The 13018-nt window shown below is 35.0% G+C and carries 11 protein-coding genes; 5 read left to right on the forward strand and 6 right to left on the reverse strand.

Annotation, left to right across the window (positions count from 1 at the left end):
• Positions 1–162 precede the first annotated feature (162 nt).
• The 5 genes from AC0NBN_RS15840 to lpxB all read right to left on the reverse strand — a co-directional run bounded on the left by AC0NBN_RS15840 (position 163) and on the right by lpxB (position 6723).
• Positions 163–930: a succinate dehydrogenase/fumarate reductase iron-sulfur subunit gene (locus AC0NBN_RS15840; RefSeq protein WP_089743998.1), complete on the reverse strand. Its 768-nt coding sequence runs from the start codon at positions 928–930 to the stop codon at positions 163–165.
• 24 nt (positions 931–954) lie between these two features.
• Positions 955–2967: a fumarate reductase/succinate dehydrogenase flavoprotein subunit gene (locus AC0NBN_RS15845; protein ID WP_143885140.1), complete on the reverse strand. Its 2013-nt coding sequence runs from the start codon at positions 2965–2967 to the stop codon at positions 955–957.
• A 15-nt stretch (positions 2968–2982) separates the two neighbouring features.
• Positions 2983–3645, reverse strand: coding sequence for a succinate dehydrogenase cytochrome b subunit (locus AC0NBN_RS15850; RefSeq protein ID WP_143885141.1), 663 nt, complete (start codon positions 3643–3645; stop codon positions 2983–2985).
• A gap of 141 nt (positions 3646–3786) precedes the next feature.
• Entirely contained in the window at positions 3787–5556 is a 1770-nt protein-coding gene (locus AC0NBN_RS15855) for a ComEC/Rec2 family competence protein (protein ID WP_160812971.1), read from the reverse strand.
• Positions 5557–5616: 60 nt separating this feature from the next.
• Positions 5617–6723, reverse strand: a complete 1107-nt coding sequence (gene lpxB / locus AC0NBN_RS15860; RefSeq protein WP_160812972.1) for a lipid-A-disaccharide synthase — start codon at positions 6721–6723, stop codon at positions 5617–5619.
• Between the two features lie 103 nt (positions 6724–6826).
• Between lpxB and AC0NBN_RS15865 the strand changes: the two genes are divergently transcribed.
• Together AC0NBN_RS15865 and AC0NBN_RS15870 are read left to right on the forward strand one after the other, a co-directional pair.
• Entirely contained in the window at positions 6827–7336 is a 510-nt protein-coding gene (locus AC0NBN_RS15865) for a DUF2480 family protein (protein ID WP_160812973.1), read from the forward strand.
• A gap of 80 nt (positions 7337–7416) precedes the next feature.
• On the forward strand, positions 7417–8067 hold the full coding sequence (locus AC0NBN_RS15870) for a DUF937 domain-containing protein (protein WP_160812974.1): 651 nt from the start codon (positions 7417–7419) through the stop codon (positions 8065–8067).
• A 55-nt stretch (positions 8068–8122) separates the two neighbouring features.
• Here AC0NBN_RS15870 and AC0NBN_RS15875 read toward each other — a convergent pair whose 3' ends face one another.
• The gene (locus tag AC0NBN_RS15875; RefSeq protein WP_089744010.1) at positions 8123–8239 is read right to left on the reverse strand and encodes a 30S ribosomal protein THX; all 117 of its coding nucleotides are present in this window, start codon (positions 8237–8239) and stop codon (positions 8123–8125) included.
• Between the two features lie 195 nt (positions 8240–8434).
• On the opposite strand from AC0NBN_RS15875, the gene AC0NBN_RS15880 reads away from it, so the two are divergent.
• The 3 genes from AC0NBN_RS15880 (at position 8435) to aspS (ending at position 12992) form a co-directional block, all read left to right on the forward strand.
• Positions 8435–10615, forward strand: a complete 2181-nt coding sequence (locus AC0NBN_RS15880) for a S41 family peptidase (RefSeq protein WP_160812975.1) — start codon at positions 8435–8437, stop codon at positions 10613–10615.
• 51 nt (positions 10616–10666) lie between these two features.
• Positions 10667–11101 carry an ankyrin repeat domain-containing protein gene (locus tag AC0NBN_RS15885; RefSeq protein ID WP_143885147.1) on the forward strand — a complete coding sequence of 145 codons (435 nt, stop codon included), beginning with the start codon at positions 10667–10669 and terminating at the stop codon, positions 11099–11101.
• A gap of 136 nt (positions 11102–11237) precedes the next feature.
• Positions 11238–12992, forward strand: a complete 1755-nt coding sequence (gene aspS, locus AC0NBN_RS15890) for an aspartate--tRNA ligase (protein ID WP_143885148.1) — start codon at positions 11238–11240, stop codon at positions 12990–12992.
• Positions 12993–13018 lie beyond the last annotated feature (26 nt).

Raw genomic sequence — 13018 nt, forward strand, 5'->3', positions numbered from 1 at the left:
TTTCATTTTTAATTTAAATAATTTAGCAAAAATAGGTTTTTATACTGTATTAAAGATAAAACAAGGTCTGATTTTATGAAAGATTAACTAAAAAATCGTCTCCAGCTTGTGAAGACGATTTTTTATAAATTTTGTCAAAGATTTGAACTTTGACAAGTGGTTTTATCCTCGGTCAACAAAAGCTGACATATATTCTCTATTCATTCTTGCAATGTTCTCCAAAGAAATTCCTTTAGGACATTCAACCTCGCAAGCTCCGGTGTTAGAGCAGTTTCCGAAACCTTCATCATCCATTGCTTTTACCATATTCAAAACTCTGCGTTTTGCTTCTACTCTACCTTGTGGCAACAATGCGTACTGAGAAACTTTAGCTCCCACAAACAACATTGCAGAACCGTTTTTACAAGAAGCCACACAAGCTCCGCAAGCGATACAAGCTGCTGCATCCATAGCTTTGTCTGCATCTTCTTTCGGAACTGGGATTGCATTGGCATCCAAAGTATTTCCTGATGTATTTACCGAGATAAATCCACCCGCTGCCATTACTCTGTCAAACGCACTTCTGTCAACAATTAAATCTTTAATTACAGGAAATGCTGCACTTCTCCAAGGTTCAATAACAATCGTTTCACCGTCTTTGAACATTCTCATGTGCAACTGACAAGTGGTAATTCCCGTATCCGGACCGTGTGCTCTACCGTTGATGTAAAGAGAACACATTCCGCAGATTCCTTCACGACAGTCGTGATCGAAAGCGATGGGCTCCTTACCTTCGTTGATTAAATTCTCATTAAGGATGTCCAACATCTCCAAAAACGAAGAATCTGTAGAAACATCCGATATTTTATAAGTCTCAAACTGACCTTTAGATTTATTATTTTTTTGTCTCCAAATTTTCAGTGTAAGATGTAATCCTTTTTTTGCACTCATAATGATATATTTATAGGTTGGAGATTATTTGTAGCTTCTTGTTTTAACTTCGATGTTTTCATAAACCAGATCTTCTTTATGAAGCACTTCCTGATTGATGTCTCCACCCTTATATTCCCAAGCTCCTACGTATTTGAAATTTAAATCATCTCTTTCTGCTTCTCCTTCCGGAGTTGAGTGATCTTCACGGAAGTGACCTCCGCAAGACTCATTTCTGTGCAGTGCATCAATTGCCATCAGTTGTCCTAACTCTAAGAAGTCGGCAACTCTGAAAGCTTTCTCAAGCTCTGTATTCATTCCGTTATTGTCTCCCGGAACTTTTACGTTTTTCCAGAAATCGTTTCTTACTTCTTCAATTTCTTTGATCGCCTCACGCAGACCTTCAGGAGTTCTTCCCATTCCTACTTTATTCCACATAATGTTTCCTAACTTTTTGTGGAAATAGTCTACTGAATGCGTTCCTTTATTATTTAAGAAGAAATCAATTTTTTCTTTAATTTCTTTTTCAGACTGTTCAAAATCCGAAGAATTGGTTGAAATCTGTCCCGTTCTGATATCCGCAGAAAGATAATCTGCAATCGTGTAAGGAAGCACAAAATATCCATCAGCCAAACCTTGCATCAAGGCAGAAGCACCCAGTCTGTTGGCTCCGTGATCTGAGAAATTTGCTTCACCGATAACGAAACATCCCGGAATTGTAGACTGTAAATTGTAATCTACCCAAACACCACCCATAGTATAGTGAACCGCAGGATAAATTTTCATTGGAGTTTTGTAAGGATCGTCTGCTGTAATTTTTTCGTACATGACGAATAAGTTTCCGTATTTCTCCTCTACCCAGCTTTTTCCTAAATCATAAATCTGCTGATCTGTAGGATTATTGATATGCTTCTCAATAGCAGCTTCTCTACCTTTTTTCATGATCTCCGTAGAGAAATCAAGGTAAACACCTTCCTGAGTATCGTTATTTTCAATTCCATATCCGGCATCACATCTTTCTTTAGCTGCTCTTGAAGCAACGTCACGAGGTACAAGGTTACCAAATGCTGGATATCTTCTTTCCAGATAATAATCTCTGTCTTCTTCCTTAATATTTTCAGGTCTTAGTTTCCCTTCTCTGATAGCCTGTGCATCCTCAATCTTTTTGGGAACCCAGATTCTTCCGGAATTTCTTAAAGATTCAGACATTAAAGTAAGTTTAGACTGCTGAGTCCCGTGAACCGGAATACATGTCGGGTGAATCTGAACATAACAAGGATTTGCAAAATACGCTCCTTTTTTGTGAATTTTCCATGCTGCAGAAACATTGGAACCCATTGCATTAGTAGAAAGGAAATATACGTTCCCATAACCTCCTGAAGCAATAACCACTGCATGTGCAGAATGTCTTTCGATTTCACCTGTTACCAGATTTCTTGCAATAATTCCTCTTGCTTTTCCGTCTACGATAACAAGATCCATCATTTCATGACGGTTGTACATTTTAATTCTGCCTTTACCGATTTGTCGGCTCATTGCAGAATAGGCTCCTAACAATAGCTGTTGACCCGTTTGTCCTTTTGCGTAGAATGTTCTTTTTACCTGAACCCCACCAAATGAACGGTTATCTAACTGACCTCCGTACTCACGCCCAAAAGGAACACCCTGAGCAACGCACTGGTCGATAATATTTGCAGAAACTTCAGCTAATCTGTAAACGTTTGCCTCTCTTGCTCTGTAATCTCCACCTTTGATGGTGTCATAGAACAATCTGTAAGTAGAGTCACCGTCTCCCTGATAATTTTTAGCTGCATTAATACCTCCCTGAGCTGCGATAGAATGCGCTCTTCTTGGAGAATCCTGATAACAGAAAGCCTTAACATTATATCCCTGCTCTGCCAAAGTTGCAGCAGCAGAACCACCTGCCAAACCTGTACCAACAACAATAATATCAATCTTATCTCTGTTGTTTGGTGCAACGAGGTTCATATGGTCTTTATGATTTTTCCATTTATCCTTTAGAGGACCTGCTGGAATTTTTGAATCTAATTTACTCATATTAGTATAGTGATATTATTGAGTTACGTAATGAAAAATTGCAATAAAGATAAAACCTAGAGGAATCAAAATAGAATACCAGTTCCCAAAAGCTTTAATTATCGGAGTATATTTCGGATGTCTTGCTCCAATCGACTGAAAAGAAGACTGGAAACCGTGAGCCAAATGCAATCCCAATAAAATAAAAGAAATTACATATAGTACTACTCTCCAAAGATCTGCAAATTTAGCGTGCAAATCTCCCCAAAAACGCGTCTCCTCTACAGGCAATCCGTCTATGTATTTATAATTCATCTCATGTACCCAGAAATCGTACATGTGTAGAAAAATAAAAGCTAAAATTACAGCTCCTGAAATCAGCATGTTTCTTGACATCCACGTAGAGTTTGCCGATCCGTTGTTTACGTTATAGCCTACAGGACGTGCCTTATTATTTTTTATTTCCAGCACAAATCCCATCACAAAATGGAATATCACAGCAAACATTAAAACAGGCTGCATTAAGAACTGAATCAGAGGATTATACCCCATAAACTGAGAAGCATTATTGTAAGCATCCTGTCCGAAAACCGATAATAGATTTACAGAAAGGTGCATCACCAGAAATATTAGCAAAAACATTGCTGACAATGCCATTGCATATTTTCTACCAATTGTAGAACTTGTTAAACCTGCCATATTAAGTTTAAATTTGATTTTCCACAAAATTAGGAAATGTTAACAATACAAGAAACTGAGAAATCTCACTATTAGATAGTTTGTAATCTTTCTAAATAAGAACAAAACGTTGTAAAAAGAACTCTTGAGAAAGCAGATCTATTAATCTACATCATACTGATTATGTCCAATTTTAACTGTTTTTACAGAATCGGGAATATGTTTTATTTCAAAATTATTTATTCTTCTGGACGAAATGTAAGGATTAATAATAAACTGCCTGATCTTGTTTTCTTCAGATGAGTTTTTCAACAGAAAAACAGCATTGTCACCGTTTTTTATTGCCACCACATTCAATTTTCTATAGGTAAAAGTATGAATTTCATTCTGAAAATTATAATAAATGTGAAATGAAATTCTCACAAAAAGAAAAGCAAAAACGACAAAAATTACTCTATAGGCAGTTTTAAGACATGCTTTATTAAAATAAAATCTCACATAATAAACAAATACATAGAACACAAAAACCTCAGCTAAATTAAAAGAAATATTCTCAAAAAATAGTACATCGAATTCTGCAAACCAATGGATAACTTTCAATAAAATCTTGATCAGGCTGTCATAAACGGTATTTAATATATAAAATTCAAGATCTACAGCAATTAAGCCCGTCATGACAAAAGAAAAGATGATAATCAACTGAGAAAAAGGAACAATAACAAAATTGGCAAGAATAGAAACAAACGAAAACTGGTGAAAATAATACAAAACCAAAGGCAGAGTAGCCAATTGTGCAGATACGGAGATGGAAACGGTATTGTATAAAAGTTTTTTCATAAAAGAATCCTGCTTGGGAAAATATTTTAAAATAGGCTGATTCAGCCAAAAAATCCCCAAAACCGCAAGAAAACTCAGCTGAAAACCAACATCAAAGATCTGATGAGTATCAGCAACCAAAATAATGAACGCCGAAACTGAAAGAGAGTGAAGCAGATCAGGCTTTCTTTGCAGAATTACATAGATGAAATAGATACTCAGCATAATGCATGACCGAACTACTGAATTTCCAAAACCAATAAAAAATGCAAAAATCCATATAAAGACAAGACTGCAAAGAACCGCATATCTTCTAAGGCTAATAGGCGAAAATTTAGTCAACAGAAAATAAAAAATTCCGAAAATAACCGCAATATGAGTTCCCGAAATTGCCAGCAAATGCACCAATCCGGAGCGGTTAAAATCCTGAACCGTTTCAGCATCAATTTCGGTGCGGTCTGCCAAAATAATTCCTTTTAAAAACTCACGGCTTTTTGATGACATTTCCGAATTATTGATTTCCTTTAGAACTTCTAATCTTTTTTGTTTGGATTTTTCAGCAAAACTGAGGTCATTTCTTGCTACAGATGAAACTTCCCCATTCACATAGACCAGATAAAAAATGTTTTTTCTTGAAAGATATTTTTTGTAATCAAACTGGAAATCATATTCAGGATTCTGAGGCTGAGTAATATAAGCCTGCGATTTATAGTAATGGTTAAAATCTAAATCTTCCGATGCTCTTTTAATATTTACAATTGCTTTAAAAGTTTGATTGTCAGCTCCAGCTAAGACCTCATATTTTTTATATTTTTCGTTTGAATTGAGCTTTTTTGATATTTTAAATACAATTACCTCATTTGCTTGTAAATTAAAAGATTGAGAATGATGGATATTAAAACCATGAAAAGCAATTCCAGATAAAAAGAACATGGCTGAGAAAAGAAAAATTCTGATTTTAAAAATATCAGAACTATTGATGAAAAATAATCCACAGAAAGTCGCAATAATGGGAACGATAATAAAGACAGTCCTTTCTGTTAAAAGAAAATAATCCTGAAAGAAAATCCCAAGAATAAAGCAAAAAACCGCAATGAGAAATGGCTGTTTGTTCAAATCATTTGTGTTTGAGCAAACTAAATTAGAAATTTTTTATGAAACGAAAAACTGTTTTTACTATTTCAGTTTCAAAATCACATTTGCCGCATTTTCACTTGCCCCTTTTCCTCCTAGTTTTTCGCGCAAGAGATCAAAATTATTGAGCATCTGATTTCTTTTTTCGCCATTCAGAATAGAATTTAACTCTTTGATAAGATTTTGGGTATTAAGTTCATTTTGAATCAATTCTTTCACCACTTCCCCATCCATTATCAAATTGACCAAAGAAATATATTTGATATTTTTAACCAGTCTTTTGGCAATAGCATAAGAAATTTTACTTCCGCGATAGCAAACCACTTCCGGAACATTCAGCAAAGCGGTTTCCAAAGTTGCCGTTCCCGAAGTGACCAAAGCGGCTTTTGAACACCTCAATAGATCGTACGTTTTATTGGAAACAAAATGCACATTTTCATCTACATATTTTTGATAAAATTCTTTATCCAAACTCGGGGCGCCTGCAATCACAAACTGATAATTTTCAAAATGCGGACGAACAGAAAGCATGATTTCCAGCATTTTTTCGACTTCCTGTTTTCTGGAACCTGGTAAAAGCGCAATAATTTCTTTTTTGTTTAAGCCGTTTTCAGTTTTAAAATCATCTGCATTAATTTCCCGGAGTGACGATAGCGCATCCAATAACGGATGTCCTACAAAATGAGATTTTACGCCGTGCTTGTTATAAAAATCTTCTTCAAAAGGCAGAATAACCATCATTTCATCAACATATTTTTTGATGATTTCCACACGACTTTCCTTCCACGCCCAAAGTTGCGGAGAAATATAGTAAACTACTTTTATGCCCAATTCTTTGGCAAATTTTGCAATTCTCAGATTGAAGCCGGGATAATCTACCAAAATTAAAATATCTGGTTTACTGTTTCTGATATCTTCTTTGCAGAATTTAATGTTATTAAGAATTGTTCTCAGATTCATAGCCACTTCAAGAAATCCCATGAAAGCCAGATCGCGGTAATGTTTTACCAAAGTTCCGCCTTGCTTCTGCATCAGGTCACCGCCCCAGAATCTGAATTCTGCAGACGGATCTTTTTCTTTTAAAGCTTTCATCAGATTGCTCCCATGCAGATCTCCGGAAGCTTCACCGGCAATGATATAATATTTCATAAAAAATGAGTGACGAATGATAAGTGATTTTATCAATTCTACCTATCAGACCTCAGATTTAAGATTATATTTAATTAATTTTGTTCCAAAGATAATGATAAAAATGTCAGAAGAATTTGAAATCAGAAACAAAGTTGCAGAAAGCGGACTGATCAATTTTGATATTGCCGATCTGGTTCCGAAAGGTGAAAGAAGAGGTATTGACCTGAAAGACTTTCTATTCATGGAAATGGTTTTAAAAGAAAAAGATTTCCGGGAAAAAGTAGCAGCAATCAATGGAGAAGAATATAAAGACAGCTACGTATACATCTATAATTCGGCAGATGCTATTGTACCACTCTGGGCGTATTTTCTCATCACGGCAAAACTTGCAGATACTGCTAAAAAAATTGTATTTGGGGATGCAGAAAATCTTGAAATCATCCTCATGCACGATGCAATACAAAACTATGATTTTTCTGAAATGAACGGAAAGCGTGTTTTAGTAAAAGGATGCACAGACAAGGCTATTCCTGAAAACGCATACGTTGAACTGGTAGAAAAATTAAAGCCTGTCGTAAAATCTTTGATGTTTGGCGAAGCTTGTTCCAACGTTCCTATTTTGAAAAATTAACGGTAATTTTTCTCTATTTAAGTTTTAATGAACTAAATTTAATACCTTTGGTTTTGTAACAATTAATTTAAACACAAAAAATGAACTTAATCGACCTTTTAACAGGAAACACAGGAAATCAGGTAGCACAACAGGCTGAAAATAAATTCGGAATCAGCAAAAATCAGATCATCGCGCTTTTAGCAGTAGCTACTCCTTTGATTATCTCTTATCTGAGAAACAAATCTCAGGATGCCAAAGAAGCAGAAGCACTGAATAATGCTTTGGATAAAGATCATGACGGAAGTATTCTGGATGATACCGCACAGCTTGAAGCCAGACAAAATGAAGGAGGCTCTATTCTGTCGCACATTTTCGGGAACCAAAAATCAACCGTTGAAAATCAGCTTTCTCAAAACACAGGAATTTCTATCGACAAAATAGGACCAATTCTCGCAATGCTTGCTCCGGTCATTATGGGTTACATAGGTAAGGAAAAGCAACAAAATAATGTAGGAGCAGGAGGACTTGGCGATCTTTTAGGCGGCATTTTAGGCGGTGCACAAAACCAGGCTCAGCAACAGGACTCAAATCCTTTAAACGATATTTTAGGAAGTGTTTTAGGTGGCGGACAATCTCAGTCGTCGGGAAATCCGCTGAATGATATTTTAGGAAGCGTACTTGGAGGCGGACAACAGCAGAAGCAACAAAGCGGCGGAATCGGCGACTTACTTGGTGGTTTGTTTAAATAAACTCAATTGATCTACAATATAAAAAGACCGAAGAAAATTCGGTCTTTTTTGTTTTTTAAGCTTTTTCGCTTTCAGAGGATTTATGAGATTTGGCACTTTTTCTAGGTCTTCTTTTACCATAGCTACCATTATTAATCTTACCTCTTCTTGATTTTTTGTCTCCTTTTCCCATAATAAAAAATTTCTTTTGATGATTATCACGAATTTAGAAAACATTCTTCTAAAATCAACAATTCAGACTGTTAAAATTTTCAAAAAAGAAATTAACAAAAAGATTTCACGATACAATTCTGATTGATTTTTTATAAAAAATGTTAAGAAATTATTACTTGTAATATTAATCACTAGATTTGGAAAAAAAATATCAATGTATAAGTTTTTAATTCCAATCTTATTATCTTTAAGCTTAAATTCTTTTGCTCAAAAAAAAATAGACAACTTAAATTTTGAGAAATTTGAAAATAATTTCCCTTCACAGTGGGAAACATTTGGAGATGGTTCAGCAACAATATCTTCAGATTATAAAGAAAAGCAGGAAGGAAAAACTTCAGTAGTTTTTCATGCAGAAGAAGGTTCTGAATTTAAAGCATTAATGTATACACTTCCTGAAAATTATAAAGGAAAAAAAATTACCCTTTCCGGTTACATCAAAACTGAAAATATTACAGACGGATTTGCAGGTCTTTGGATTCGGATTGATCCGGACATCGCCTTTGACAATATGAAAAAGACAGATTTAAAAGGTACTAATGATTGGAAGAAGTATGAGATAACCGTTAATATGTCTCCTGAGAATACTCAAAAAATTGTTTTTGGAACTTTGATTACAGGAAAAGGAAAAGCATGGTTTGACAATTTAAAAATCTCTATTGACGGAAAAGACGTAAGTAAAGCTAAAGTTTTTGAGAAAAAAATGACTAAAGTTGATTTAGATAAAGAGTTTGACTCTGGCTCTAAAATTTCAAATATCCCTACAGACAAAAATAATGTGGTTAAACTTACTCAACTAGGTCTTATCTGGGGATATCTGAAATACTATCATCCGGCAGTTGCAGAAGGAAATTACAACTGGGATTACGAACTTTTCAGAATATATGAAAAAACAAAAAATATCCCAATAAACGAAAGAGACGCAGTAATTACTGAATGGATCAAAAAACTGGGCAAATATGAGGTTATTAAAGCTTCAGAGATCCAAAACGTGAAAGTAAAACCAGACTTAGACTGGATTACCAATTCAGGATTTTCAAAAGAACTTTCTCAGGAACTTCTCAAATTAAAGTATGCGAAAAGACCTCATGCTAACTATTACGTAGATTTTTTTAAAAATGTAGGCAATCCTGATTTCAGAAACGAAAAGTCTTATCAAAACATGATCTATCCCGATGCAGGTTTCCGTTTACTTTCTCTTTACAGATACTGGAATATTATTCAATATTATTTTCCTTACAAATATCTTATTGAAGAAGACTGGAAAGATGTTTTGAAAGAATTTGTTCCCAAATTTATCAATGCAGAAAACGAGACTGAATATGCTTTGGTATCTCTCGAAATTATCGGAAGAGTACGTGATTCGCATGCTTATGTAATTAATCATAATAAAAGTATTTACGAATTTTTTGGAACTCGTTATTCAGCTTTACAGATGAATTTTGTTGAGGACAAAGCTATTGTTAATGATTTTTATAACGAAAATTTAGCCAAAGAAACCGGAATTCAGAAGGGTGACATTATTACAGAAATTGATGGTGTAAAAACTGAAGACTTTATCAAAAACATTCTAAAATACGTTCCTGCTTCAAATTATGCTGCTCAATTAAGAGATATTTCAAGTTATCTGCTAAGAACTAATAATGAGTCAATTAAAATAAAATTCATACATGACGGAAAATCACAAGAAAAAGTAATTAAAACATATACAATCAAAGAATTAAACTATCAGAAAAAGGTAAAAGAATTTTTCAAAACTCTTAACAATGATATTGCTTATTTTTACATGGGTAGTGTAAAAGCAGATGAAGTGCCTTCCATTTTCGATAAGATAAAAGACACGAGAGGATTAATTATTGATCTCAGAAGCTATCCTTCAGACTTTGTAGTATTTAAGATGGGAAAATTACTAAAGCCTAACGCTTCCAATTTTGTAAAATTCACAAAAACAAAAAATTATCAACCAGGACTTTTTACATTTACTTCAGATTTAGAAGTTCCCGGATCAGAGAAGAGCGCTTATCAGGGAAAAATTGCAATTCTGATTAATGAGACTACTCAAAGTAGTGCAGAATATCACACCATGGCTTTCAGAACAGCTCCAAATGCAAAAGTTTTTGGTTCCCATACAGCAGGAGCAGATGGCAATGTTTCCGAATTTGTACTTCCGGGCAACATCAAAACTATGATCACCGGAATAGGAGTTTATTATCCGGATGGAAAAGAAACCCAAAGAATAGGGATCATTCCTGACGAGGAAATAAAACCTACTATTGACGGAATAAAAAATGGTAAAGATGAAGTTTTAGAAAAAGCAATGAAATGGATTAACGATTGATAATGTATCAAAAAATTTATTTAGATTTGTATAAAATTAAAAATAAAATTCATGAAAAAAATATTGACTTCAACGTTGCTATTCGGATTAATTGCTTTTACAAGTTTAGTTTCTGCACAACAGTTAAATAAAAACCAAAGAGCAGCAATTCAGACAGACAACGTAGAAACCTTCAAAAAAGCTTTCACAAATGCAGAATATGATAAATGCATGAGTGTAAAAGAACTTTCCACAACAATGCTTTCTTACAGTATAAAATACCAGAAAAACAATATTGCCAATTTTCTGATGAGCAATAATTCTGATGTAAATAAAGCTTGTGACGGCGTAACTCCTTTGATGACTGCTGCAAAATACGGCAATATGAACGCTGCTAAAAATCTTCTTAAAAAAGGAGCTAACAAAAACGCAAAAGATAATGACGGTAAAACGGCAAAAGATTACGCATCAGAATCTAAACAGTCTGCCATAACAGCGATTCTTTAATCATTATATTTAAAAATATTTAAACTTCCTTCGGGAAGTTTTTTTGTTTTTAAAACCTGTAAAAATCCTATCTTTGCCAACGGAAAATTCAAGGTTCGGATATGAGCCTTAAACATTGAACTTTAAACAAATAATTATGTTTCGATCGCACACCAACGGAGAATTATCTCTTAAAAATCTTAATGAAGAAGTTACACTTTCAGGATGGGTACAAACCATTCGTGATAAAGGATTTATGATTTGGATAGATCTTCGGGATCGTTACGGAATTACACAGCTCGTTTTCGATCAGGATCGTTCTTCAGCGGAACTGATGGAAAATGCTAAAAAACTGGGACGTGAATTTGTGATTCAGGTTACCGGAAAAGTTATCGAAAGAGTAAGCAAAAACCCTAATATTCCTACAGGAGAAATTGAGCTTTTAGTTGAAAAATTAGAAGTTCTTAACGAATCTCAACTTCCGCCTTTCACCATTGAAGATGAAACGGACGGCGGTGAAGAATTGAGAATGAAATACCGTTACCTAGATATCAGAAGAAATCCTGTAAAAGATAAATTGATTTTCCGTCACAAAATGGCGCAGAAAGTGAGAAATTATCTTTCAGACAACGGTTTTATCGAGGTTGAAACTCCGGTTTTAATTAAATCCACTCCGGAAGGAGCAAGAGATTTCGTGGTTCCAAGCAGAATGAATCCGGGACAGTTTTACGCTTTACCGCAGTCTCCACAAACATTCAAACAGTTATTGATGGTCGGTGGAATGGATAAATATTTCCAGATCGTGAAATGTTTCCGTGATGAGGATTTAAGAGCCGACAGACAGCCGGAATTTACACAAATTGACTGCGAAATGGCTTTTGTAGAGCAGGAAGACGTAATGAATGTTTTTGAAGGAATGACGAAAACCTTGTTGAAAGACATTACAGGTCAGGAATTCGGAGATTTCCCGAGAATGACTTTTGCTGATGCGATGCAGAAATACGGAAACGATAAACCGGACATCCGTTTCGGAATGGAATTCGTGGAACTGAATGATTTAGTAAAAGGAAAAGATTTCAAAATATTTGATGAAGCAGAACTGGTTGTCGGAATCAATGTAGAAGGGTGTGCAGATTATACAAGAAAACAAATTGATGAACTTGTTGACTGGGTGAAAAGACCACAGATCGGAGCTTCGGGAATGGTTTGGGTTAAATTCCAGAATGACGGAGTAAAAACTTCTTCGGTTAATAAATTCTATAACGAAGAAGATCTGGCAAAAATTATCGAAAAATTCGGAGCTAAAGAAGGAGACTTGATGTTGATTCTTTCCGGAAACGAAAATAAGGTAAGAACCCAACTTTCGGCTTTAAGAATGGAACTTGGAAACCGTTTGGGATTAAGAAAAGGAAACGAATTCGCTCCACTTTGGGTCGTTGATTTCCCTCTTTTGGAATTTGATGAGGAAAGCGGACGTTACCACGCAATGCACCACCCTTTTACCTCTCCAAAACCTGAAGATATTCATTTATTGGAAACAGATCCCGGAAAAGCAAGAGCTAACGCTTATGATATGGTCTTAAACGGAAACGAAATCGGTGGTGGTTCCATCAGAATTTTTGACAGAGATTTGCAGTCTAAAATGTTCGACCTTTTAGGATTCTCAAAAGAAGAAGCGGAAGCACAGTTTGGTTTCTTAATGAACGCCTTCAAATACGGAGCGCCGCCTCATGGAGGTTTAGCTTTCGGATTTGACCGTTTGGTAGCTATTTTGGACGGAAACGAAGTGATCAGAGACTATATTGCGTTCCCTAAAAACAATTCGGGACGTGATGTGATGATTGATGCTCCTTCTTCGATTGCTGATGAACAGCTCGATGAACTGGAACTGAAATTGAATTTAAAAGGATAAATTTTATATAAAATTAATTATATTAG

It is taken from the genome of Chryseobacterium sp. L12 (genome assembly GCF_056133985.1).